The sequence below is a fragment of the Acidobacteriota bacterium genome, from assembly GCA_016713675.1.
Classification (GTDB): domain Bacteria; phylum Acidobacteriota; class Blastocatellia; order Pyrinomonadales; family Pyrinomonadaceae; genus OLB17.
On the sequence record JADJOS010000005.1, the window covers coordinates 234218 to 258979 of the forward strand.

The window sequence follows — 24762 nt, forward strand, 5'->3', positions numbered from 1 at the left end:
GATCGTGAATGACTGAGACGGATATAAAATTTGAACGCGAGGGTGTCGAGGGCGTTGTGCCGGCCGGAACCTATTTGATCGATGCGATGAAGCGGCTCGGCGTCGCGAAGTTCGATCCTTGTGACCGGACGAAGGGAATCCACAATTGCAGGGTCGCGGTTGCGGCGGGGATCGGTCTTTTGTCAGAACTTACGGCGACGGAAACGGAACATTTTGCATCTAACGGGCGTAGGACAAATGAACGTTTAGTATGTGAGACGAAGGTTGAACGCCCGGGAGAGATCATCATTATGACGCAAGAAGCAAAGACCGAAGCAGCGAAAAAGCCAGTTAAGGATAAATTCCAAGCCGAATTTGAGGCGTTGCCGCTCGAAGAAAAGATCTCGAAGCTTTTCAAAATGGAAGCTGTGACGATCGGCGAGACGATCAATTATGTGATGGAGTCGCCGATGGAGGTCTTTAGTAAGATCGGTGACGTAATGGCCGGTTTTGGCCGAAAGATAGAGGAAGAGGCTAAGAAAGCGACACGACCTGCAGAACACGTAAAGCCCGAAGCTGCGAGCAAGCCGCCTCGATCTAGAGCTGCGGCAAAACCGGGGTCGACCTCATCAAAGGCGAAGAAAACGGATAAGGAATAGCGGTCGCTACTCGGCTCCCTCAACGGCCGGTCGCATCTCGTTATTGAATTGCAATTGGGTGACGCATTAATAAAACGTACCGACACGACAGTATCGGAAAAGGCACAGTACGCTCTAACATTTGGAGTGGTATCTGTGCTTTTGTATTTTATCGGTTTTCCCGTCTTCGGAATTGCGCTCCTCGGGGCTTCTGCGTTTCTTGTGATCAAGCTTTTCTCGTCGACAGTTCGAAGTGACACCCGAAAGATATTTGAGTTCTATCTTACTGCCAATGAGATATTGCGTGACGATAATCGGCGCTGGTACGGGTTTGAGATCAAGGAGGCGATATCGCTCGGCGAGAAGCTTGTTGCCGCCATGCATACAGCACCCACGCTTCTGCATTTTGCCATTGGTGCATTGTATGCAAAGTCCGGCGACCATTCGTCAGCGGTAAAACACCTTCGACACGTTTTTGAGGAAACTTCGGCTGATGAATCTGCGGTCGTATTTCCAACTCCCGAAGTTAGAGACTATGTGCGGTTGCTCAGACGGATCGAACGCGAACCGGCTGAGTCGCCATTAACGTCAGCCGCGGTACGGTCGCTTGAGAGAATACGTACAAACCGAGGGTTAGCGATGCTGAACGCCAGCAGGGAATACGAAAATAATATGTCCCGTTCTGAGCTGGACGACGGTTCGGATCGCGAATTCAGCAGCGACAGTGTCGTGTTTGATGAAGGGCAGGTTCCAAACGCTACTTTGCCGGAAGGCTCGACGTCATCGGTGATGCGGAGAGCGGGCGGGACCGCGGAAGATTCAAAGACGGTTCCACACAGAAAGCCTATCACAGAGGTCCTTCACGACATTTATGACAAAAAGGTGCACTGACCGTATCAGTTTGAACGCAAACCAAAGAACTTGCGTATCGAACGCATAACACTCATTTTTCTCTCATTCACATCTTCATGCTTTTCATTATCGAGTTTTGCCAGCATTGCCTGTCGTTCATGAATATGTTCAGTAATTGCATGAACAAGCAGTGGATTGCCCTCTAGGATCGGCTTCAGAGCATTCTTGCGGATCTGCAGAACCTCGGTCTCGACTGTGGCGATCACACTTGCGGTACGCGGTTGGCCGGTCAAAAGACTCATCTCACCAAAAAACTCATTTTCGGACAATTCGTTCACTGTTTTAGGACGCCCATTCTCAACTATCTGGACATTCACCTTTCCACGGGCAATTACGAACATAGAATTGCCCTCGCCTCCGAGCCGGACAATTGCCTCGCCGGGAGCAAAGATGCGGGATTTCGATGCTTTGGCCAGGCGGTCTAACTCCTCTTCGGACAATGGATCGAAGATCGGCACGCGTCTTCAGGCGGTCGCCGAATTCGTGCTTGACCGCTTCAAGGTCGATCTCGGGCGGCTGTTCCTCTACGTGAACGGTCCGGGTCGGGTATGCAAAATGGATCTTCTCACGCTGGAATGCATACCATATCCGCTCACGCACGAGTGCGTCAGTGTCATTCAGTCGTGTGTAATCGTCAAGCCAGTATTTAACTTCCCAATCGATGCCGTTGTCGCCGAGATTGCGAATGCGGACAATTGGCCGCATTTTTTGCGAAACATTGTCGCTGTGGCGCATTGCCTCGCGTACGATGGATGCTGTGTGTGCCGGTGATGCGGAGTAGACGGTATTAAAAAAGACAAGTCTTGCATTAAGGTTGTCCTTCGGAGCAACTTCGATCACTTCTTTACCAAGAACAGCGTTGCTGATCACCAACAGCTTGTTCTGAAATGTCCTAATCCGTACGCCCCGCCAAGACACGCCCTCGATGACGCCCATACCCCGGGTTGAAAGTGTGACCACATCGCCGACCTGAAAAGACTGATCAGCCTGCAAAGCAATCCCGGCGAAAAGATTGCCGAGCGTATCCTGGAGTGCTAGACCGACCACAATACCCAAGATCGTAGATCCTGTGAAAATGCCGGTCAGCGGAACATCGGGAAACTGTGTTTGGAATATGACAAAGAAAGCAATGATGTAGACGATGATCGAGAAGACCGTCTTGAGCAGCGACGAGACCTCCGCTTGAGCAGATCTGCGGGCTGCTGCACGCAACAGCATAAACGCAACGAACCGAACGATCGCTATTATGATCGCCATCCACAGTATGATCCGCAGTATCTTTAATACGGTGTCGAAAGCGCCGGCAGGCATCGCTGCCGAGTCGCCTTGAGCGAAGCGGGCGACGAATGCCGTGCGGATATCGTCACCAAATGTTGCGATGAATCCAAGGACCGCGCCAAGCAAGGCAACAAAGATCACGAGCGAGAGTGCCTTTTTATACAGTTCGGTTGAAGCCATAGAGTAGGCTAAAACATATCAACAATTGTTTTTCCAATCAACAGGAGAGACAACGCTGAGACGGTTGCAGTGATCAGGTAAGCGAAGAGGTTGTGGATGCGTCCGTTAGCGCGGTGGCCCATGATCTCTTTATTGCTTGCGAGCGAGACTATTGCGACGAGTATTATCGGCAGCAGCAGGCCGTTTATTGCCTGAGTGAAGAGGAGCAGCTTTATCTGAGGGATGCCCGGTATGAGCGAAACGACCGCGCCGATAATTATCAATCCGCTAAATATGCTCAGAAAGATCGGAGCCTCACGGAATGTGCTCGAGATGCCTTTTTCGAATCCCAGTGCTTCGCTGACGGAATATGCGGTCGCGAGCGGCAGCACGCCCATGGCGAGCATCGCTGCGCCGAATAGGCCGACGGCAAACAAGTACTTTGCATAGGTTCCGGCGATCGGTTCAAACGCTGCGGCGGCCGTTGCTGCGGAGTCTATCGTAGTTATTCCGTTGTTATGCAGCACGGCGGCGGCAGAGATGACGATAAATGCCGCGATCGCGACGGCAAACAGCGTTCCGACTATCACATCGGCGCGGACGACGGGCAGGTCTTCTTCGTCCATACGCTTTTCGACGACCGAAGATTGGACGTAAACCTGCATGAACGGCGTTATCGTCGTTCCGATCAGGGCAAGGACCATGAACAGATAACCTGCGTCGTGGCTCAGATTTGGTTTGAAGAAGCTCTCGCCGACCAACGCCCAGTCAGGACGGCTGAGGAAGGCCGAGAAGATGTAGCAAATAAACACGAGTGACATCGTGAGGAATACTCGTTCCACTCGTTTTGCAGAACCTTTAAACACGAGCCACCAGATAAACCCTGCGGAGAGCGGTATTGTTATGTATCGCGATACGCCGAATAGTTCCGAGGCCTGTGCAATGCCTACGAATTCCGAGATGATCACGCCAGTGTTCGCGATCAGAAGTGCGAGCATGATGAACGCTGTCCAGCGGACGCCAAATTGTTCGCGGATGAGATCGGCGAGGCCCTGGCCGGTGACGACGCCCATTCGCACGCACATTTCCTGTACGATTATCAGCGAAATGACCATCGGAATGAACGCCCACAGCAGTGTGTAACCGTACCCCGCACCGACGGACGAATACGTCGCAATGCCGCTCGCGTCGTTACCGGCGTTGGCAGCGATGATCCCGGGCCCGAGGACGGCGAGATATGCGTAGAAACGGTATTCGGATAAGTATTTAGACGCGCGCGAGGGAACCTTGCGCAGTTTCTGCGCTAACTTTTTCGGTGAAAAGCGTTCGAGGTTCATTGCGTTTACTATCGCCTTCTATCATGTGGTCGGTTAATGCCTGCGAAGCTTGATTCTAATAACTTTTGGGAACGTTGTCACTTCGTGACGTGTTTAGGCGTTTGGGATCGTATGAGTTGCCACTAGTTTTAGCTAGTGGATCGGTATGAAATAAGGTTCGGGCTTTAGCCCAAACAGTTTCGGCTTAAGCCGGGGACATTAAGATGCTCTCCACTAGCTAAAGCTAGTGGCAAATGATAGGAACCAAGCCCAAATAACGTAAAATCAGGCGTTCCGCAACGATTCGCGCAGTTCGCGAACAAGTACGCTCGGCTTCCGAACAGGTTTGCTGCCCTTCCGAACGGGTTCGCTACGCTTCCGAACAGGTTCGCTGAGCTTCCGAACAGGTTCGCTGAGCAAAACAGACGCGGTTCGCTGAGCTTCCGAAGAGGTTCGCTACGCTTCCGAACAGGTTCGCTGAGCTTCCGAACAGGTTCGCTACGCCTCCGAACAGCTTCGCTGAGCTTCCGAACAGGTGCCGGGCGACAAAGCACAGGTGCCGAAGCGTTCCGCACAGGTTCGCTCGGCTCCCGAACCCGTTCGCATCGCTCGCGAACCTTCGATTTTGGGCAATAAAGGGTTGCTTTTGCGCCAAATTGTCATTAAATCCGCTATTTGTTAGAGTTCCTGTATGAAATCATTCCTTCTGCGTCGTTCATTCCTGGCTATTTTGCTTGCGGGACTGCTGTTTTCGTCGGTACCTGCCGTTTTTGCGGCTCCGGCACCGGTTCGCGGGAAGCATGCTATGGTCGCTTCGCAGCACGAATTGGCTTCAGCGATCGGCGTTTCGATCATGAAGAAGGGCGGGAACGCTGTGGACGCGGCGATCGCGGTCGGTTTGGCTCTCGCGGTCGTTTATCCCGAGGCAGGGAACATCGGCGGCGGCGGATTTATGCTTATCCGCGACGCGAAAGGCGAGTTTCACGCCATCGACTACCGCGAAATGGCCCCGAAAGCCGCAACACGCGATATGTTCGTCGATAAAGAAGGCAATCTGATAGACGGCGAAGGCTCGTCGGACGTAGGATATCGCGCGTCGGGCGTTCCGGGCACGCTCGCGGGCTTTGAGTTGGCATTTAACAAGTACGGAAGCAAGAAAGTAAAGTGGCGTGACCTCGTCGAACCCGCACGCCTGCTCGCACAGAACGGCTACATCCTAAGTCACCGCCTCGCCGAGCTTTTTAGAACGTACGAGAGTACGCTCGCGGCATATCCTGAGAGCAAACGCATCTTTTTGAACGGCGGAAAGTATTTTGTCGAGGGCGACACTTTCAAGCAGCCCGATCTCGCAGCAACTCTCGGACGCGTCGCGACCGTCGGAGCCCGCGAATTCTATACCGGAAAGACCGCACAGCTAATCGCCGCCGATATGAAAGCCAACGGCGGCCTTATTTCGATGGAGGACCTCGCGAATTATAAGGCCAAAGAACGCGTGCCGCTCCGCGGAACCTACCGTGGCCATCCGATAATCTCAATGCCGCCGCCAAGCTCCGGCGGAGCGGTAATGCTGAACGTTTTGAACATCCTAGAAGGTTACGAGGTCAGTGCGATGCCTTTCGGATCGGCCGCGAAGATACATCTATTGGCCGAAGCCTCGCGGAGAGCGTTTTCGGACCGATCTGAATTCCTCGCAGATCCGGACTTTGCGACGGTCCCGGTCGAAAAACTGATAGATAAGAAATACGCGGCTGGTCGCCGGTCCGTCATAGAGCTCAATAAAGCCTCGAAAAGCCTAAATGTTCGCCCTGGCGAGGTCCCGGCCGTCGAGCCAATGGAGACGACGCATTACACGGTCGTCGGCCCGGACGGGACTGTCGTCAGCAACACATACACTATCAACGATCTCTACGGCTCACGAGTTACGGCGAAGGGAACCGGCGTTCTACTGAACGATGAAATGGACGATTTTGCCTCACGGCCGGGCAAACCGAACATGTTCGGCCTTGTTCAAGGCGAACGAAACAAGGTCGAAGGCGGCAAACGGCCGCTGTCGTCAATGACGCCGACAATTGTGTTGAGGAAAGACGGCACGACGTGGTTCGCTCTCGGTGCGAGAGGCGGCCCTCGTATCATCTCGGCCGTTATGCAGTCGGTCATCAACGTGATCGACCACGGAATGGACATCCAAGCCGCCATCGATGCCCCGCGAATCCATCACCAATGGCTACCCGACGAAATGCTCTACGAATTCGGCATCTCGCCCGATACACTGGCGATCCTCAGCAGCTACGGACACAAATTTCCCGAAAAACCAGGCTACATTGCGTCCGCAACAGCGATCATGATCGATGATAATGGTATACGATTGGGAGCGATAGATTCGCGGAGCGACGGGAAAGCGGTCGGATATTAGTTGATCTCGTCCTTTTCGAGCAATTTTGTCGTGCCGTCAGTGACACTGGCGGGCTGGAGATCATTTGTATCGCGCCAGTTGCCGGCGACGGGATTCATGTAAGGCTGGACAGGTATGCTGTGCTGAGGCGGCAAAGCGGCGGCGGTTCGCTGGCGGGTGATCAGCTGGTTGATATCGCTGCCGACGGAACCGACCTCGACATCATTTGATTCGAACATCAAAGCGTATGCCATCCGCAGCAATCCGCCGACAAACAGCGTGATCGCACAGATCGCCACCGCAAACGGCTCGGCATTGATCGCAATTGTGAAGATCGAGACGATCGGCACCACCAAAAACGTCAGCAAAAATATGAACAACCCTTGCTTAAGCCCTCTCTTCCGCGGGGTTGTGCCCTTAACGGCATTGGTATTGACTTGAGGATTGATGCCGCCGGTCTGGATCAATTCGGCGGTGCCCGTCAAGAGAAAACCGCAACGCGAGCAAAAGCTCGTTTCGGTCGAGATCCTTTCCTGGCCGCAGTTCGGGCAAAACATAATTGATTATTTCTTGAACTCGTCTTTCTCGAGTAGCTTGGTAGCACTTTCGGACATGGTCGGCTGCAGATCGTTGGTATCACGCCAGCTTCCGGCCTGCGGTGTTTGATAAGCGGAAACGGGCACCGATTGCTGCGGCGGCAATGCGTTGTAGGCGGGCTGCTGCGGCATTACATAGCTTGGCTGCGGCGGCGGATACATTTGCTGCTGCTGCATCGGATAGACGACCTTGTCGCTTTTTAGAAAAATGAGCGACGACACCATCATTATCAATCCGCCAAAGATCGCCAGGATCGCGGATGCACCGGCCATCCGATCGACATTCAAAATGCCCCACATCGGCGTCATTATAAAGAGAAAGAACAAGAACCAGATAAGACTGAATGCCAAGCCGTTCTTTCGTGTCCAGATAGATTTCTTTTTTTGATTCAACTCGGCAAGCTGCGGCAGATAACCACCGTGTGCCAATACATCTGATACGAGGCCCAACGGCAAACCGCAGCGTGAGCAGAATTTTGTTTCATTCGAAACCTGTTGTTGACCGCAACCGGGGCAATGCATTTGTCGACTCCGTATTTGGAAATTACCTAAGACTGAAATCCTAACGAATTTTTACACGAAAAGGTTCGCGTAGCAAGGCAATTATCGCCTCGGCAGCTTTTCGTCAGACAGCATTTGGAATACGGCGAACGCCCGGCCCTGATAATGTTCCGCTTTTGCAAGCGTTTCGAGTAAGATCTCGAACACGGAACGCAGCTTTTCGGGAGCCGGCATTTGGCGGTTGAGGTCAGCGTCAGAGGCGAAAAATGTGAAACCCTTGACTCTCGTGGTCTCGACTTCATCGAGGTATTGCAGGATGCTCGCAAGGTCAGCCAGCTTTTCCGGCAGCGTCCATTCGAAGGGATCATCCCAAAGGCGGGTCGTGATACCGCCGAACGTCTTTTCGACCATTGCGGATGATCGAAGGATATATTCACCTATTGAAAATGCGGCAAGCGAATTGGCAATGCTGCGGGGCTTTTCAAATAGTTGATCTTGAGCGGTATGCGACAGCAGTTCGCGCGAAAGCGTGTCCAGTCTGCGAAAAGCAAGGTCAAATGATGAAAGCATCGGATCCATAAACTCGGGGCGGCTGGCTTCGCCGCCCAAGTGAGTTTATCACCAATGCCCGTTAAGATGCTCTACTTCTTGCGAAGCCGGCGGTCCTGTTCCCACATTCCGAGTCCGTAATTGCGCCCTTTGTAATTGATGCCGGTGCCGATCTTGCCCTTTACGCCGATCTCGGTGCCCTTTGACGGAACTCCGGCGTCGGTCAATACCCACATTGAGCCGGTCCCGTCGTCGATCTTATAAGCACCGCCGCCGATATTGGTCCCCGGGATCGAAAAACCGTAGCTGTCACGAACAGTACCGGCGATCGCGACTTCTTTGTTCTGATATTTTGAGGGATTCGCCTCGATATCGGCGATGCTCGTTCGCTCGGGACAGCCGGTGGCAAATAGGGTAATGCCGGCAAGGAATGTTAACAGTAGAACGGTTGAGATCTTTTTCATTGTGCACCTCACAGACTGACTTTCAGGGAAAGTATTCCCAACGATAAGAGATTCAAAACACCCTATTTAGTTTGCCATAATTTTCGAATTCTGAGATTCTTTCAGTGCTACTCCATTCATAAACCAATGTCCGAAGAGCAGGTAAACAAGCCGGCGACGAAAGTTTCATTTTGCTCAAGTCTAGCCGATGACGCGTGGCACGACCTCGGAGGCCCAAACGCGTTCGAAAACTGGCATTTTGATGCCGTGTCCGACGACGGTAGCGAAGCATTGGTCATTTCCTTCTACGACAATTACGTGCTGTCGCCGCGTTTTCATTTGGCATCGAGCGGGGGCAATTCGAATGGCGGACATGTGCTGACCGAAAGGCGGTTTCCGGCAGTTTCCTTCGTCTATTCCATTGACGGCAAGCCGGTGCTGAATGCGGTAAACGAATTCTCGCCCGCTTATTTCGACGCCGCCAGAGACAAGCCAAGTCTCGTACTTGACCGCTCCGGCTTTCGGGTCGAACGAACTGAATACGGGACCGGCTATATGGTAACTGTTGATATTGCCACGGTTCGCGGCCGCCGTATCAGGGCCGAAATGGAATGGATCACGATAGAAGCCGACCTGAAGCCGCGAAACGACGAACCATATTCTGCGATATGGAACATTGCCGTTCCGCGTTCGGATGTCAGCGGCAAGATAATGCTGATCGGACGCCGAGGCAAGGTGCGAAAGCTGTTTCAGTTCCGCGGCAGCGGCTATCACGACCATGTTTCAAGCGAGAATGTCCATTATCGCGACCTCCAGTCCCGAATGTGGGGACGCGCTCATTTTGTCGATTCTACCGTGGTTTTTGACCGGCTCGGCGGCGTTCAGGACCGCAAGGCTTCGGGTACTGTCTTTATCATTCGCGACGGGCGGATAAGTGAATATTCTGCTGCATGCGAGGCGAGCGAGCATCGAAGAGACCACTGGGGATTGAATGTTCCACGAAAGATCGATCTTGAATCGGAAGGCTTCTTCAAATTGGCCGTAAGGCCCGTCAGTACGGTTCGATCGGGCTTTTCTGATGTAAAGATGCTTAGCGAGGTCAAACTCGATCTGAAAGACGGCAAAACTCGAAAGACCGTCGGTTTGACGGAGTTTGTCGATCCGAGGCGGATGAGAAACCCGTTGTTTCGCTGGATCTCAGATCTGAGGATAGGAAAACATGGCCGTTCGCCGATGTTCTAGCTAACGCAGCTTTACAGCGGTGCCGTAGGCAAGGACCTCGGTCGCTCCCTGCATGAATTCGGTAGCGTCATAACGCATTCCGATTATCGCATCGGCCCCGATCTCGTGGGCATGTTGGACGAGGCGGTTGAATGCTTCCATCCGGGCCTGTTCGCAAACGACCGACCATTCCTCGATATTACCGCCCCCAAGTGCCTTAAACCCGCCGATTATCCCGCGGCCGAGTCCCGTAGCCCTGACCACGATCCCGCGAACAACACCAAGATACTCGGCGATCTGTTTGCCCTGAATGTCGAAGCCGGTCGTGACGATCATGTTGGAAATAATGAATGAAGAATATCGAATGACGAATTTAAGACAGACGATATTCAGAATTAGAATTTGGTAGCGCCTAGGGGAGTTGAACCCCTCTTTCGAGGTTGAGAACCTCGCGTCCTAACCGATAGACGAAGGCGCCAAAAGGGCGAATGAGGATTATAAAACAATTTGCGGGGGAAGACCAAACGTGTATTTTTCACCCCCGCGTTCAAATTGTGGTACGTACCACAATTTTATCAACAAAATCGATGAAAATGCCGTAAAAGTGCGTTCTGCGACAGTTTTTAAGGGGGTCAGCGACAGTGTTTTAGGAGGCTTGCAACAGTAAAAAACGGGGTCAGCGACAATAAAAAAGACCCCCAGCGACAATCGTAAAACGGGTGTAAAGAACTGTCCCCGGCCGCCGCTGCGATTCAATAACAGCAGAGACCCATCGCTTCCCAACATTCCCATACAAAAGCGCCATCTCCAACGTCCCATTGCCGCACCAACGAAGTGGCCACGCCCGCCAAGGGCCCATCCGCTTCCGTTAGTGGAGCAATGGACGCCCAACCTTGACCTTGTGACGTAAGGTTTTTAAACTGTTAGTTTGGATGATGCTCATCCGACACACCTATGGCACACGATCTATTTGAAACACGACAACATTTTGCAACCGGCGACGGGACTACGGGGACTTATTATTCGCTTCCGCAGCTTGAGAAAGCGGGCGTTGGGAACATCTCGCGGCTTCCGATATCTATACGGATAGTACTTGAGTCCGTTTTGCGTAATTTTGACGGCGGCAAAAAGGTTAGCGAGGCGAACGTTCGGGCGCTTGCGGCGTGGCAGGCGAGTGAGGAACGCTCGGAAGAGATACCGTTTGTCGTGGCACGCGTTATCTTGCAGGATTTTACCGGTGTTCCGCTGCTAGTGGACCTTGCGGCGATGCGTTCGGCGGTTGAGCGGATGGGCAAGAATGTTGGTGTTATCGAGCCGCTCGTGCCGGTCGATCTGGTGATCGATCACTCTGTGCAGGTCGATTACGCGGGCAGCGAGACGGCGTATCAGCAGAATATGGAGATGGAGTTCAAGCGCAACGATCAGCGCTACCGCTTTTTGAAGTGGGGAACTCAGGCGTTCAACGGATTTAGCGTAGTGCCTCCGGGAATCGGCATCGTGCACCAGGTCAATCTTGAGTATTTGGCGAAGGGTGTTTTCGAACGCGACGGCGTCTATTTTCCCGATTCGCTGGTCGGTACCGATTCGCATACGACGATGATCAACGGACTTGGCATTGTCGGCTGGGGCGTTGGCGGTATCGAGGCGGAGGCCGGAATGCTCGGTCAGCCGGTCTATTTCCTGACGCCGGATGTTGTCGGCGTGCATTTGACGGGCGAATTGCCGCAGGGTGCGACGGCCACCGATCTGGTGCTGCGAATTACCGAAATGCTCCGAAAGGCGAATGTTGTTGGTAAATTCGTTGAGTTTTACGGCGAAGGTGCCGCAGCCCTCAACGCCACCGACCGTGCGACCATCGCAAACATGGCTCCGGAATACGGCGCGACGATGGGATTTTTTGGTGTCGATGAGAATACGCTGGAGTATTTTGCGAACACGGGCCGCGATCAGGCACAGATCGACACGATCCGCAATTACTACATGGCTCAGCAGATGTTCGGGATCCCGCGTGACGGCGAGGTAGATTATACGACGGTCGTCGAACTGAACCTCGAAACGATCACGCCCGCTGTTGCCGGGCCGAAACGGCCTCAGGACCGCATCGAGCTTTCGAGCCTCGACGATCGATTTATCGAGCTGTTCACAAAACCGGCCGCTGACGGCGGTTACGGCAAACTCGCTGATGATCTGAGCAAGCGTTTCAGCGTGACGATGGGCTCGCACCCGGCAGATCAGATCGAGGGCGGCGGTGAGCAAAGCTCCAAGTCAATGCCGGAATCGTCTTACGACACTGTCTCGGCAACTAACACCAACACCGAAACGGAGATCGAGATGGTCAATAACCGTCCGACGCCGGACCGTGTCGATATATCGGACGACGAATCGCCGATCATTACGACCAATATCGGCAACGGAGACGTGCTGATCGCAGCGATAACGTCGTGTACGAATACGTCTAATCCGTCAGTGATGATCGCAGCGGGAATTGTCGCGAAAAAGGCTGCGGAACGCGGAATGAAGGTTCCGGCGTACGTTAAAACCTCACTCGCTCCGGGCTCGCGTGTCGTCACCGAATATCTCGAAAAGGCCGGATTGCAGCAGTATTTGAACGAAGTTGGTTTCGATCTCGTCGGCTACGGCTGTACGACGTGCATCGGCAATTCCGGTCCGCTAGATCCGTCGATAGAGGAAGAAGTTGTAGAAAACGATATTATCGCGGCATCGGTTCTGTCCGGGAACCGCAATTTCGAGGCTCGTGTTCACCAGAACATCAAGGCCAATTTCCTGATGTCGCCGCCGCTTGTCGTGGCGTATGCTCTCGCGGGAACGGTGCTCAAAGACGTTGTTCTCGATCCGATCGGGCAGGACCGCGACGGCAACGACGTTTATCTTCGTGATATTTGGGCTTCGCTTGATGAAGTCAAAGATTATCTCAAGGTGGCCTTCGACCCCGAGACCTACAAACGGCTCTATACGAAGTTTGCCGAGGAAAATCCGCTTTGGAACAGCATCGAGACGAGCGTCGGGCAGATCTACGAGTGGGACCGCGAATCGACGTACATCCAGGAACCGCCGTTCTTTGAGAATTTCTCGATGGAAACGGGCAGTTTCTCGGATATTCACAATGCGAGGGCTCTCGCGATCTTTGGCGATTCGGTGACGACCGACCACATCTCGCCGGCAGGTGCTATCAAAGCGAATTCGCCCGCGGGACTGTATCTGCAGGAAAAGGGCGTCGCGGCAGAGGATTTCAACTCGTACGGCTCGCGTCGCGGCAATGACCGCGTGATGCTTCGGGGTACTTTTGCCAATGTTCGCATCAAGAACACAATGGTCGCACCGGTCGAGGGCGGCTACACGAAGTACTATCCTTCTACCACCCGTCCGACGAAGCGTCGGCCCCCTCCTAATCAAGGAGGGGAGCAAGAGATGTCGATCTACGACGCGGCAATGCAGTACGGCATTGAGAAAACGCCGCTGATGATCTTTGCCGGCAAGGAATACGGAACCGGAAGTTCGCGTGACTGGGCGGCGAAAGGCACGGCGTTGATGGGTGTTAAGGCTGTAGTTGTCGAGTCGTTCGAGCGTATTCACCGTTCCAATCTGGTCGGTATGGGCGTGCTGCCGCTGCAGTTCAAGGATGGCGATTCGGCCGCAAAGCTCGGGCTGGACGGCACGGAAACATTCGACCTCGTCGGGCTCGAAACAGGCACGATAAAGCCGCGGCAGGACGCAACGCTGCGCATAACACGGGCGGACGGCACGACAAACGAGGTCACGCTCACACTAAGGATAGACACTCCGATCGAGATCGAATACTACAAGAACGGCGGCATTTTGCCATATGTATTGCGGCAGTTGATCAACCAATCGAGCTAACCGGCCAAATTAGCTGAAATTTGCAGCAAATTGAACGTCTTTAGCAGGATGTCGGTGCGCCGAATTTTCTTGGAGAATTCGCGAAAAAGATGTAAATTTAAATTGTTCCCCTCCGACTAGTACTTCGCGCACGGTTGGATCCTTGAACAACGGCGCTTGAGAGGAAATATGCGAAAGACTTTAATTGCCATCGTCGCTTCTTTACTGGTGATTAGCGGTGGAATGGATACGGCCGCCCAGCGAACATCAAAGGCACGCCTTGCCGCACCGGCGGATGTCGAAAGGACGATGAACTTCGAACGTGCCGCTGCGTACACTGACGGCGAAGGCGTCTGGATCACTTGGCAGATCGGCCAAAACTCACGAGCTCTTGGCTTCGAAGTCTATCGTTCAACGGCTTACGGTCGTGAACTGCTTAACTCTCAAGTGATAATAGGGGCGATGGCGGATCGCGGGTTCTATTTTCCCGAGGGGCTGATCGGCGATACCTTTGAGGTTGAAGGGATCAGTTATGAAGGGACGCGTTTTGTTTCGCAGAGATTCGGTACCGAATCGGTAAGAAGCATCGAGGATGTTTCTGGCCGCACTGCCGATGATCTTCGGGTGGAAATGCCGAGCGGCGGAAGCATCGAAAGTTCGGAATTGGTCTTGCCCCAGGAACTCAGGAACGAGGTCGCCAAATCGCGGCAGCCGTGGGACATGGTCAATCAGCGTTTTTTGGCGGCGCAGGTTGGTGTAAAGATCGGGATCAAAAAGGACGGTTTTTACCGCGTTACCAAAGCGGAACTAATGGCCGCGGGTTTTGATACGGCCGGCGATCCGACAAAGTGGCAGCTATTTGCGGGCGGCGTGGAACAAGCCATCATTGTTGAGCCTGCGGGGAATTATATTGAGTTTTACGCTAAGTCGATCATGACGATCGAGAGCGACACGCGTTATTATTTTCTGTTCAATGCAGCCACGACAGGCAAACGTATCGGCACGCGTGTGTCGCGACCGGTGAGCAGTCCTGTGATCGCGAAGAACTACCGCAGCAAGTTTAGGTTTAGCCAAAAGAAGAATTACATTTACGATATATTGAACGGCGAAGCTGATAACTTCTGGGGCGACATCTTGTCGCCGGGGTTTCCGGTGAACATCCCGTTCAACCTAACAGGCATCGACACAACTCAGGCCAAGGCCCTGATGAACGTCAGCTTTCAGGGATTTTCGACATCCGCACATAACGTCGCTGTAAGCATCAACGGAAATGTGCTTGGGAATGTACCGGGCAGCTCACAGACACCGTTTTCCGGAGACTTTCTGGTCCCGACATCGTTTTTGATCGAGGGCCCGAACACACTTACCGTCAGTACTTCGACGACGGGCGATTTTGTAATGTTCGATACGGTCGATATCGATTTTGCACGCCGTTATACTGCAGACCAAAATAGGACGTTGTTCTATACGACAGGCTATCGGCGGTCGGTCGTCAGTGGATTCACTTCGGCTAATGTTAGGCTTTTTGACATAACAGCGGACGGCGAGCCGGTACAAGTAACAAATCTTAGCCTTACCCAAACTGGGCCGACATTTGACCTTAATCTGCCGGCGGCACGATCACGGGTGTTCTATGCTGTCGAAGACACCGCACCTTTTCAGGCCGCTTCGATCATTCCGAACTATACTTCATCACTCGCGACCCCGGCTCATAATGCGACGCTAGTCATTATCAGTTATGGCGATTTTATGACTCAGGCTGAGACCTGGGCCAATTATCGGCGTGCCCAAGGAATGTCGGTCGAGGTCGTTGACATTGCCGACGTTTTTGATGAGTTCAACTACGGCACCTCCGCTGCTGCTCCGATAAATTCGTTTCTCAATTACGCGAAAACTAACTGGCAGACGCCGCCGCAATATGTATTGATCATGGGCGACGGATCGTTTGATCCGAAGAACTATACGAACCGCGGAGCTCAGAACCTGGTTCCTGTGAAAATGGTCTCGACCGTCTACATCGAAACGGGCAGTGACGAGGCCCTCGCTGATTTTAACGGTGACGGCCTTGCCGAAATAGCCATTGGCCGCATCCCTGCAAAAACAGGGATCGAGATCACCAATGCACTGGCAAAAGTTCAGACGTTCGAAACAGCGACAATGACAGATCTGAATCGAGGAGCTGTTTTCGCATTCGATGTGCCAAACGGTTACGATTTTGAAGGGATGAGCCATACCGTCGCAGATCATTTGCCCGCAGGAATGCCCATTACCTTTGTCAATCGCGGGATGGGGCTGCCTCCGCCGAATCAGATGCAGCTCGACCCAATGGCTCAGCAAAATCTGGTCAATGCCTTGAACGCGGGTATAGGCAGGTACATCGTAAATTATTCCGGCCACGGGACCACCGGCAACTGGGTCAATTCGGCATTTTTTGGAGTGAATAACTATAATGGTGCCGTCGGCTTTCCGCAGGTGACAAACCCAAACTATTCGCTCTATACGATGCTCACGTGTTTGAATGGCTATTTCATCAATCCGTACAACGACAGCCTGTCGGAAGTGATGTTCAAGACCTCTGTCGGCGGATCTGTCGCCAACTGGTCTTCTGCAGGGTTGACGACGCCGGATATTCAGCTAGTAATGGCAGAGCGTTTCTATCAGCAATTGGCTCTTGGCAGCATTACGCGGCTAGGCGACCTTGTTAAAGACGCGAAGACCACAATACCGGGCGGCAGTGACGTTCGGCTGTCGTGGGTACTGATCGGCGACCCGACGCTGAAAGTTCGCTAGGCAGCGTTTCATGGAAAGAAAAATGGCGTCCTTGTGAGGACGCCATTTTTTTGATCTGGTACTCGCGGCGGGATTCGAACCTGCGACCTCTTCCTTCGGAGGGAAGCACTCTATCCATCTGAGCTACGCGAGCGTAAAGTCGAATTATATCATTTAGCTTCACCACGGGGAACGATCCTGATGGTCTTGATGCGAACGGGCTCGACCGGGCGTTCAGGCGGTGTCCCCTCCTTTGGAGTTACGCCGGATATCGTGCGGACATTTCCCATTCCTTCTATAACCTTGCCGAAGATCGTGTACCGGTTATCGAAGCCTGTTTCGCGTTTGAGAGTAATAAAAAATTGCGAATTCGCCGAGTTGTTGTCCTGGCCGCGGGCGGCGCCGAGTATGCCCGTGTCAAAGGGAATATCTGAAAACTCAGCCTCGACGTTGGGTTTATTCGACTTGCCGGTGCCGTCGTTGCTCGAATCGGCATCTTTCGAAAGGGGATCGCCTGCCTGAATGACCGACGCGTTGATACGGTGGAACGTTACGCCATCGTATACGCCTTCTTTTGCAAGTTCCTTGAACCTCGCGACCATCTTCGGTGCGATATTTGAATAAAGCTCCATTTTGATGGTGCCGTATGCGGGCGTTTCCATCTCGATGACGGCGATCTCGGCGTCGGCGATCGGAGCTACGCCTTTTTTGACCTCAGAATTTGCGGATTTGGCACCGTTGGCACTCTTTGTGCCGCTGCAAGAGATCACGAATGCTGAGAAAATGATCAGAAAAACTACTGCTTTGTTCATATTGGTTAGATCGTCTTTTCACTATCTAGAAGGATCGTCACGGGCCCGTCGTTGACGAGTTCGACATCCATCATTGCTCCGAATTCGCCGGTCGCGACATGTTTCACGTTTTCGCGGGCCTTAACAACAAAGTGCTTGTACCACCGAAGTGCATCGTCCCCGCCGACAGCCTTGATAAACGAAGGCCGCCGGCCGCGGCGTGTGTCGCCATACAGTGTGAACTGCGATACGACAAGCAATTCGCCGTCGATATCGGCGAGCGACAGATTCATCTTGCCGTCCGTGTCGTCAAAGACGCGCAGGTTAATGATCTTATCGACCAGATATTCCGCATCCTTGTTGTCGTCCGCGTGCGTGACGCCTAGCAGAACGAGCAAACCAACGCCGATCTCGCCGATCAGTTTGTCATCGACCGTGACCTTGGCACGCGAGACGCGTTGGACGACAGCACGCATTATGCTTCTTCTATATAGACCTTATTCATCACGACCGGTTCGTGCGGTTTGTCGCTGGCGTTGCGTGGAACGTTAGCGATCGCGTCGACGACGTCCTGGCCCTCTATGACCTTACCAAATTTGGTGTAGCTCGGCGGCAGCGGATAGTCGATGTGCATGATGAAGAACTGCGAACCGTTGGTGTTCGCACCCGAATTTGCCATTGCGACGGTGCCTTTGTCGTAGATGCCTGCATAAAGCGGTGATCCCTTGTCGATCTCGTCATCAAATTTACCGCCCCAGGCCGATTCGCCGCCGTAGCCTTCGCCAAGCGGATCGCCGCCCTGGATCATGAAATTGGGGATCACACGGTGAAAGATAACACCATCGTAATAGTTCTTGCCCGCCAAAAGGCGGAAATTCTCGGTCGTTTTGGGTGCGTCTGCCTCTAAAAGCTCAAATTTGATCGTACCCTTGCTTGTTTCTAAAACTGCTGTTCTGTTTGCCACTAATTATTCTCCTAATTAAAGATAAATCGTTCGATAGCAGCGGCTACGCCGCTCTCATCATTACTTAAAGTTGTATAAAAATTCGGCATCTGGCGCAACTTCGCGTCGGCGTTTCCCATGACCACCGCCGTACCGGCGTACTCGAGCATTTTGAGGTCGTTAAAATTATCGCCGATGCACATTACATTCTCGGCGGTCAGGCCGCTAAGCTCGGCAAGCCGCGAAACGCCGTGTCCTTTCGAAGCATCGGGCGGCAGAATGTCGAGCAATGTGAAATCGAGCGTCGGGTAGATCGTGGCGAGGATCGTTACATTGCCCTGGAACTCGTCATTGAGCGTCGATTCGAGTTCACGCATCGAACCGCAGTTGCCGGAGAATGAGATGTGAACGATCTCGTGGTCGGCGAGAATGTCTTCGAGCAATTCAACATGAGCAACACCGCTGCGACCGATCTCGACTCCGTGAAGGCTCTCGGACCAACGCAAATACTTTTTGAGCGGGATATTATCGTCGGAAATGCGGTCGTAAAGCAGCGTTCCAAGCCCGTGCGGGTCGGTGCTGACCAGTGCGTCGCCGCCAAACGCTTTCCCAACGCGGACGACCTCTAAGCTTGTCTCAGTCGTCAAAAGGGAACAGTGGACGGTCTCTTCGCTCTCCAGCAAACTTCAGAAGTCCGCCATTGTGCGTGATCAGCGGAGCATTCAACCCGAGATCGATCCCAACCGGCTGAGCATCCCGAAACCGCCGCCCCGTCGCGATTGTCACCAACACACCCGCGTACTCCGCCGCCCTAATAGCCTCGCGATTTGCGTCGGGAACCTGGCCCAATGAATTTAATGTTGTGCCATCGAGGTCGAGGGCGAGGAGCTTTATCATTGGTTGTTGTCGTTAGATCGCTTCTCTTGCCTTTCTTTTTCGAGCCACTCCTGATATTTCGCCTTGCCTTTCTCAAAATCAGCGGCTGATGCGTAAAACCAATGACTGCCGTCATTTAGCTCGACATTCCTCACGTAAAATATAAAGTCGTTTGGCGATGGGTTCAGTGCGGCTCTGATGGAACTTTCGGTGACCGACGAGATCGGGCCGGGCGGGATGCCGGTTTTGATGCGGGTGTTATAGGGCGAATCGACCTCGAGGTCGCTCTTGTGGATCGTGCCGTCCCATTTGCCGAGCATTTTGGCGATGTAAACGTTTGTCTGGTCGATGCCGAGCGGGATGTTCTTGGCCAGGCGGTTGTTTATGATACCAGCAACGATCGGGCGCTCATTTTCGACGCCGGTCTCGGTTTCGATCAGCGATGCGATCGTCACTATCTCGTGCGGCGTGCGGCCGATGGATTGGGCCTGCTGCGTCCATTCCGGTTTCCAGAACTTGCGAAACTCATCGACCATACGCTTGATGATCTCATTCGGCTTGGCGTCACGCGGGAGATTGTACGTCGTCGGGTACATATAGCCTTCGAGATTTTTGGCGGTCGGCGAGATGTCGCGGATGAGCGTTACGTCGTCCATCATTGTCAGTATGGCTTTGTCGTCGATTGGCGGCGTTTGCGGGAACTTCTCGGCGATACGTTTGGCGATGTCAAATCGAGTGAAGCCCTCAGGAATTGTCAGCTTGATCGTCCGGTCTTCACCTTTTTCGAGGATCTTAAGTACCTGAAGCGTATTGATCGGCGAAGGGAACTGGTATTCGCCGGCCTGAAGTTTGCTTGCGTCACCAACCGTTCGGAGATATAGCATCGTTGCGGCAGGACTGGCGACGATGCCCGCGTCTGCGAGCTGCGAAATAATATCCCTCGGCGATGTGCCTTTCTCGATCTTGATATACTCTGCGGCCTTTGAATGTTCGCGAGATGCGTTGACGGAACTATATACCCAATACGAGAAGCCGGAGACGGCGATAACCGCGAGGATTAGCAGAACAAATATTATCTTGATGAACTTCATAATACCGATAGAAAATCCACGGAGGCGCCGAGACGCGTTCCGTGGATAAGTATACCAACCAATGCCAAGTTACTTCGCTTCCAAATACTTCTCAACTGCAGCGACGACGGTTTCTGCCTGCGGAATCTCTTTCGAACCGAAACGGGCCACCACTTTGCCTGTCCGATCCATAACGAACTTGTTGAAGTTCCACGAGATGTCGCCGGCGAATTCAGGATTGGTCGCCTTGTTGGTCAGGAAATTGTACAGCGGATGCTGGTCTTCGCCTTTGACCGAGATCTTGGCGAACATCGGGAACGTCACCTTGTATTTAAGCGTGCAAAATTCCTTGATCTCCTCTTCGGTGCCCGGCTCCTGGCCCATAAAATTGTTCGCGGGGAAGCCAAGCACGACGAAACCCTTATCCTTATATTTATCATACAACGCCTGCAAACCCTCATACTGCGGCGTGTAGCCGCACTTGCTTGCGGTATTGACGATCATCACGACCTTGCCCTTGTAGGCGTCGAGTTTGACGTCCTTGCCGTCGATGTCCTTTAGGGTGAATTCGTACACTGACTTAGCATTGACAGGCGTGGTAGGCGACGGATTTAGGATCAGGCCGTATCTGTAGGCCACGCCGCCGATAGCGACGGCGGCCAGAGCGACGATGACCCCAAGTCCGATGAATATTCGCTTCATGCTATTTCTCCAGTTCACGCGGGCTGCGAGGGGTTTTGGGTAGTTCGGGAACCTCACCTGAAGCGGCAAAGATCTCCTTGAACGCACCGACGCTGGCCATAACGCCGCTGGTCTCCATCGGCATGAAGATGACCTTCGAGTTCTGGGTCCGGGCCATATCACGCATCGAATCGACATATCGCTGCGTGATCAGGTACTGTGCGGTCTTTCCACGGTCGCCGATGGCAGCGGCGATCTGAGCAATGGCTTGGGCCTCGGCGGTCGCGTTGACGAGGCGTGCCTGCGAGGCGCCTTCGGCATCGAGAATAGCGCTCTGCTTGTTGCCTTCTGAGCGTGTGACGGCGGCCTGCTTTTCGCCTTCGGCACGGGTGATGGCGGCCTGTTTGTCGCCCTCTGCTTGGAGGATGAGTGCTCGGCGGTTGCGTTCAGCAGTCATCTGTTTCTCCATCGTGATGCGAACGTCCTCGGGCGGGTTGATGTTCTTAACATCGACTCGAGTAACCTTAACGCCCCATTTGTCGGTGGCTTCGTCAAGGATGAGCCGGAGTTTGCCGTTGATCTGATCGCGGTTTGAAAGGGTGTGGTCGAGGTCCATCTCGCCCATGACGCTGCGCATGCCGGTGATCGTCAACTGCACGAGGGCACCGACGAGATCTGCAACCTCATAGACGGCCTTGCTCGGATCGGTTATCTGCCAATAGACGACGGAATCGACATTGATGGTCACGTTGTCGCGGGTAATGACGGGCTGCGGCGGCATGTCGATGAACTGTTCGCGCAGATCGATCGACGTGAGGCCGGGACGAGTGCCGGACCAGTATACTGCACGCGGCGATTCGAAGAACGGCACGATAATGTTGAGCCCGCTGGCCGCAACACGATGAAACCGACCGAGCCGCTCGATAAGCAGTACGCTCGATTGCGGCACGATCTTGATCGTTTTCCACGCCACGACAAGCAACGCAATACCCAATATCAGCAGAAAAATTGCACCAACACCAAATAGTTCCGGCATATGTCCTCCAAGTAGAATGTTCAGAGACAATATATCATAAATTCATTCTTTCCTCGCGGCTTGCCGCCTCGCAAGGCGGCGATGGCTTGCCTCGCCATACGCGTCACCAAAATATCCGGGGAGGCTGCGCCTCCAAGCGGTGTCGGGCTGTCGCCCGCTCACGCGGGCTCCAGAGGTTCGGGGGCGACGCTCCGGCGAGGCAAGCCGTCGCCGCCGTGCAATTGCGGCAAGCCGCGATCGGACGGATATTAATAGGGAGTATACAACTCACCTATTTACTATTAACTATTCTCGAATTACTATTTACACCATGACAGTTCAACTATCCGATATTCAGGACGCACGTCGATTGTTAGAAGGCATTATTAACAAGACGCCTATCGTCGCGGACAGCCGTTTGAGCAAAGAAACCGGTGCCAACGTCTTCCTCAAGGCCGAGTCTATGCAGAAGAGCGGGTCGTTCAAGATCCGCGGGGCGTATAACACTATCTCGCGGCTGTCGAACGAGGAGAAAGACCGCGGAGTGATCGCGGCTTCGGCGGGGAATCATGCGCAGGGCGTGGCGTATGCGGCGCAGCTTTTGGGCGTGAGATCCACGATCGTGCTGCCGGTGCATGCTCCGCTGACGAAGGTGATGGCGACCAAGGACCTCGGTGCCCACGTCATTATGCACGGCTCGACGTTCGACGAAGCCGTCGCTTACTCCAAAGAGCTGCAGCAGGAACGCGGCTTTACCTACGTCCATGCCTTTGACAATCCAAACGTCGTCGCCGGGCAGGGAACTATCGGGCTTGAGATAGTCGAAACCCTGCCCGAGATATCCACGATCATCGTCCCGATCGGCGGCGGAGGGCTGATCTCGGGCATTGCGATCGCGGCGAAGACATTAAAGCCGTCCGTCCGCATCATCGGCGTGCAATCGGTAAACGTATCCTGGGTCAAGCCGTCGCTCGAGGCGGGACATGCGGTGATACCGGTGCCCAAACCGACCATCGCGGACGGCATCGCGGTCAAGACACCGGGCGAACTCACCTTGCCTCTTATCCAAAACTACGTCGACGAGATCGTCGAGGTGACCGACGAAGAGGTCGCGCACGGCATATATCATTGCGTTTCGCACAGCCATCTCGTCGTCGAAGGTGCGGGTGCGGCGGGCGTCGCGGCGTTGCTCGCGAATAAGTTCAGCGTGACTCCGGGCGAGACTATCTGTGCGGTCTTGTGCGGGGGCAATATCGACGCCAATCTGCTGGCCCGCGTGCTCGAACAGGTACTCGTTCGCCAGGGCCGCTACATCATGCTCAAAGTCCTCGTCATGGACCGCCCCGGCATGCTCGCCGGCCTGCTCGACACCGTCGCCGATTCGGGCGCCAACGTCGTCGAGGTCTTCCACCGCCGCGCCATGTGGCTCGCCCCCCTCGGCCGCGTCGGCATCGAACTCCTCCTCGAGGTCCGCGACCACCCCCACGGCCGAGAGGTCCAAAAACACCTAGAGGACGCCGGCTATCATGTTGAACCCGAAGGTCAGGATACGTGGGAGGAATAGTCAACGCCCGCAGCAACGGATCATCGAAATTATCCATCAAATGGGTGAACCATGAGAAATCTTCTTATTTCATTATTCGTCTCTGCAGTAATTATTAACGCACTCGCCACATTATCTGTGTCGCAAACTCCTCCCCCGCGCGAATGTAAAATAGGCGGCAATGTATTCGACATGAATGAGGCGAGTTATGTGGGCGCTACCGTGACCTTTTCAAACTCGATAATAAAAAAGTCCAGTAACACTCTGACTGTGGAAGAAAACGAATATGAATTATCGCTCCCCGAGGGCGTCTATGAAATAACCGTGGCGCAAGGGTTGAACAAACCGCCATTTCAACGGTCAAAGCTCGTCCACTCCTGTTCAAATCCTCTACGAGTTAATTTATGGATTCACCCCTATTGCATTTCCGGCTGTATGAGCCGCGTCTATTCCGAAACGCTGCGAAAAGATTGGGTGGCAGATTCGGTGTCACAAATAGTCCTTACGAACGATGGTTCAAAGAAATTGAAAGACGGAACCGTCTATTATTCCGGTCTGCTCACCTACAACAACTACACGATTCTTGCGGCGGAAATTCTAGTAGATTCAAAAAATAAGACCGTAACTGCGGCGGGTAACGTGCGCGTCGAAGACGGGAAAACAAGGAAACACTATGATCGCGTGACCATGACCTTTTCAAAGGACGGCATCACATTCAAGTAGCCCGCACGTTAGTAAGGGCGGGACGCGGGTGGTTGGGGTGGTGGGGATGCTCCCAAAAAGCAGAGGGCTGCCTTTGGCACAAGCCCGCACGATAGTAAGGGCGTTTCGCGAACTCACCCTAGCGACAGAACGCCGCATCGGAAAGGCTCCGCCACATCCTGAACTTGGATGTTACGCCCTTACTTCGTGCGGGATTCTGCCTTTGGTGGCGGAAACGCGAGTGTGAACGAGTGTGCCGGGTTGAATGAACAAGACGCTGGCACTCTCCTTAACAGTCGCGTTTCCGCGAAAGCTCAAACTGTGACAGAGTGCTTCGGTTCCGTGACAAGGCCGACAGGTCGGTTGATGTAGCGTTACGGTTCTGTGACAAAGCCCAATGGTCCGCTGACGCAGCGTTACGGTTCCGTGACAAAGCGGAATGTTTGGCTGACGTAGCGTTATGTTTTGGCGCCGTAACGCAATGTTTCCGCGCCGTAGCCCAATGTTTCCGCGCAGTAACGCAATGTTTT

The 24762-nt window shown here is 53.6% G+C and carries 24 protein-coding genes and 2 tRNA genes; 8 read left to right on the forward strand and 18 right to left on the reverse strand.

Annotated elements, in window-relative coordinates:
* Window positions 1-8: 8 nt before the first annotated feature.
* On the forward strand, window positions 9-638 hold the full coding sequence (locus IPK01_17880) for a hypothetical protein (protein ID MBK7935303.1): 630 nt from the start codon (window positions 9-11) through the stop codon (window positions 636-638).
* Window positions 639-692: 54 nt separating this feature from the next.
* Window positions 693-1508: a hypothetical protein gene (locus tag IPK01_17885; protein ID MBK7935304.1), complete on the forward strand. Its 816-nt coding sequence runs from the start codon at window positions 693-695 to the stop codon at window positions 1506-1508.
* Window positions 1509-1513: 5 nt separating this feature from the next.
* Here IPK01_17885 and IPK01_17890 read toward each other — a convergent pair whose 3' ends face one another.
* From IPK01_17890 to IPK01_17900, 3 genes are read right to left on the reverse strand one after another with little or no spacing between them, the layout of a single operon-like run.
* Window positions 1514-1870: a cyclic nucleotide-binding domain-containing protein gene (locus IPK01_17890; protein ID MBK7935305.1), complete on the reverse strand. Its 357-nt coding sequence runs from the start codon at window positions 1868-1870 to the stop codon at window positions 1514-1516.
* Window positions 1827-2987 carry a mechanosensitive ion channel family protein gene (locus IPK01_17895; protein MBK7935306.1) on the reverse strand — a complete coding sequence of 387 codons (1161 nt, stop codon included), beginning with the start codon at window positions 2985-2987 and terminating at the stop codon, window positions 1827-1829. The genes IPK01_17890 and IPK01_17895 overlap by 44 nt, the downstream gene beginning before the upstream one ends.
* Before the next feature lie 8 nt (window positions 2988-2995).
* Window positions 2996-4303, reverse strand: coding sequence for an Nramp family divalent metal transporter (locus tag IPK01_17900; protein MBK7935307.1), 1308 nt, complete (start codon window positions 4301-4303; stop codon window positions 2996-2998).
* Between the two features lie 670 nt (window positions 4304-4973).
* On the opposite strand from IPK01_17900, the gene ggt reads away from it, so the two are divergent.
* Window positions 4974-6695 (forward strand): gamma-glutamyltransferase, encoded by a 1722-nt coding sequence (ggt, locus tag IPK01_17905; GenBank protein MBK7935308.1) that lies wholly within the window; start codon window positions 4974-4976, stop codon window positions 6693-6695.
* Here the strand turns inward: ggt and IPK01_17910 are convergent.
* From IPK01_17910 to IPK01_17925, 4 genes are all read right to left on the reverse strand, one after another.
* Window positions 6692-7231: a hypothetical protein gene (locus IPK01_17910; GenBank protein MBK7935309.1), complete on the reverse strand. Its 540-nt coding sequence runs from the start codon at window positions 7229-7231 to the stop codon at window positions 6692-6694. The two genes, ggt and IPK01_17910, sit on opposite strands and share 4 nt — an antisense overlap.
* A 6-nt stretch (window positions 7232-7237) precedes the next feature.
* Window positions 7238-7792 carry a zinc ribbon domain-containing protein gene (locus tag IPK01_17915; protein MBK7935310.1) on the reverse strand — a complete coding sequence of 185 codons (555 nt, stop codon included), beginning with the start codon at window positions 7790-7792 and terminating at the stop codon, window positions 7238-7240.
* An 81-nt stretch (window positions 7793-7873) separates the two neighbouring features.
* Window positions 7874-8341, reverse strand: a complete 468-nt coding sequence (locus IPK01_17920; GenBank protein ID MBK7935311.1) for a hypothetical protein — start codon at window positions 8339-8341, stop codon at window positions 7874-7876.
* A 71-nt stretch (window positions 8342-8412) separates the two neighbouring features.
* Complete coding sequence (locus tag IPK01_17925) at window positions 8413-8784, reverse strand: hypothetical protein (GenBank protein MBK7935312.1); 372 nt, start codon at window positions 8782-8784, stop codon at window positions 8413-8415.
* A gap of 126 nt (window positions 8785-8910) precedes the next feature.
* Here IPK01_17925 and IPK01_17930 point away from each other — a divergent pair, with 126 nt between their 5' ends.
* Window positions 8911-10005, forward strand: coding sequence for a hypothetical protein (locus IPK01_17930; protein MBK7935313.1), 1095 nt, complete (start codon window positions 8911-8913; stop codon window positions 10003-10005).
* Here the strand turns inward: IPK01_17930 and IPK01_17935 are convergent, their stop codons facing one another.
* On the reverse strand, window positions 10006-10320 hold the full coding sequence (locus IPK01_17935; protein MBK7935314.1) for a YbjQ family protein: 315 nt from the start codon (window positions 10318-10320) through the stop codon (window positions 10006-10008). It lies immediately after the preceding gene.
* Window positions 10321-10387: 67 nt separating this feature from the next.
* A tRNA-Glu gene (locus tag IPK01_17940) sits at window positions 10388-10462 on the reverse strand.
* Window positions 10463-10938: 476 nt separating this feature from the next.
* Here IPK01_17940 and IPK01_17945 point away from each other — a divergent pair.
* Window positions 10939-13863 carry an aconitate hydratase gene (locus IPK01_17945; protein ID MBK7935315.1) on the forward strand — a complete coding sequence of 975 codons (2925 nt, stop codon included), beginning with the start codon at window positions 10939-10941 and terminating at the stop codon, window positions 13861-13863.
* A gap of 168 nt (window positions 13864-14031) precedes the next feature.
* Window positions 14032-16632, forward strand: a complete 2601-nt coding sequence (locus IPK01_17950) for a hypothetical protein (GenBank protein MBK7935316.1) — start codon at window positions 14032-14034, stop codon at window positions 16630-16632.
* A 56-nt stretch (window positions 16633-16688) separates the two neighbouring features.
* On the opposite strand, the gene IPK01_17955 is transcribed toward IPK01_17950, so the two are convergent.
* From IPK01_17955 to IPK01_17995, 9 genes are all read right to left on the reverse strand, one after another.
* Window positions 16689-16765, reverse strand: a tRNA-Arg gene (locus IPK01_17955).
* Between the two features lie 16 nt (window positions 16766-16781).
* Window positions 16782-17423: a peptidylprolyl isomerase gene (locus tag IPK01_17960; GenBank protein MBK7935317.1), complete on the reverse strand. Its 642-nt coding sequence runs from the start codon at window positions 17421-17423 to the stop codon at window positions 16782-16784.
* Between the two features lie 5 nt (window positions 17424-17428).
* Window positions 17429-17878: a D-tyrosyl-tRNA(Tyr) deacylase gene (locus IPK01_17965; GenBank protein ID MBK7935318.1), complete on the reverse strand. Its 450-nt coding sequence runs from the start codon at window positions 17876-17878 to the stop codon at window positions 17429-17431.
* Window positions 17878-18366, reverse strand: a complete 489-nt coding sequence (locus IPK01_17970; protein MBK7935319.1) for a peptidylprolyl isomerase — start codon at window positions 18364-18366, stop codon at window positions 17878-17880. Before IPK01_17970 ends, IPK01_17965 begins: the two co-directional genes overlap by 1 nt.
* 11 nt (window positions 18367-18377) lie before the next feature.
* A complete protein-coding gene (locus IPK01_17975) occupies window positions 18378-18992 on the reverse strand; it encodes an HAD hydrolase family protein (GenBank protein ID MBK7935320.1) in 615 nt (204 codons plus the stop codon).
* Window positions 18982-19242: an HAD hydrolase family protein gene (locus IPK01_17980; protein ID MBK7935321.1), complete on the reverse strand. Its 261-nt coding sequence runs from the start codon at window positions 19240-19242 to the stop codon at window positions 18982-18984. The genes IPK01_17975 and IPK01_17980 overlap by 11 nt, the downstream gene beginning before the upstream one ends.
* A complete protein-coding gene (mltG, locus tag IPK01_17985; protein MBK7935322.1) occupies window positions 19239-20312 on the reverse strand; it encodes an endolytic transglycosylase MltG in 1074 nt (357 codons plus the stop codon). Before mltG ends, IPK01_17980 begins: the two co-directional genes overlap by 4 nt.
* 69 nt (window positions 20313-20381) lie before the next feature.
* The gene (locus tag IPK01_17990) at window positions 20382-20993 is read right to left on the reverse strand and encodes a glutathione peroxidase (GenBank protein ID MBK7935323.1); all 612 of its coding nucleotides are present in this window, start codon (window positions 20991-20993) and stop codon (window positions 20382-20384) included.
* Window position 20994: 1 nt separating this feature from the next.
* On the reverse strand, window positions 20995-22008 hold the full coding sequence (locus IPK01_17995) for an SPFH/Band 7/PHB domain protein (protein MBK7935324.1): 1014 nt from the start codon (window positions 22006-22008) through the stop codon (window positions 20995-20997).
* A 310-nt stretch (window positions 22009-22318) separates the two neighbouring features.
* Between IPK01_17995 and IPK01_18000 the strand changes: the two genes are divergently transcribed.
* Both IPK01_18000 and IPK01_18005 read left to right on the forward strand, forming a co-directional pair.
* The gene (locus IPK01_18000; GenBank protein MBK7935325.1) at window positions 22319-23551 is read left to right on the forward strand and encodes a threonine ammonia-lyase; all 1233 of its coding nucleotides are present in this window, start codon (window positions 22319-22321) and stop codon (window positions 23549-23551) included.
* A gap of 51 nt (window positions 23552-23602) precedes the next feature.
* Complete coding sequence (locus tag IPK01_18005) at window positions 23603-24253, forward strand: hypothetical protein (protein MBK7935326.1); 651 nt, start codon at window positions 23603-23605, stop codon at window positions 24251-24253.
* Window positions 24254-24762: the final 509 nt, after the last annotated feature.